1 protein-coding gene is annotated in these 300 nt (G+C 61.0%); it reads right to left on the minus strand.

The window, feature by feature from the left end:
• Positions 1-300: SIS domain-containing protein (locus tag ACWUKX_RS31050; RefSeq protein WP_456010470.1), on the minus strand; the 300-nt coding region annotated here is incomplete at both ends.

A 300-nucleotide genomic window follows, 5' to 3' on the forward strand; every position in this document is an offset into this window, starting at 1 on the left:
GTTGCGCGGCTGGTCGACGTCGGTGCCCATGAACACGGCGGTGAAATAGGCCAGCATCTGGATCGGCAGCGCGTAGATGATCGGCGAGATGATTTCCGGCACGTCCGGCAGCACGATCGTCTCCATCGTCTTCACCGTGGCGTGTGCGGCACCCTTGCTGTCGGTGATCAGGATGATCTTGCCGCCGCGTGCCGCCACTTCCTGCATGTTCGATACGGTCTTTTCGAAGATGCGGTCATGCGGGGCAATGACGATGACAGGCATGTTCTCGTCGATCAGCGCGATCGGCCCGTGCTTCAG

Source organism: Mesorhizobium sp. f-mel, assembly GCF_053850215.1.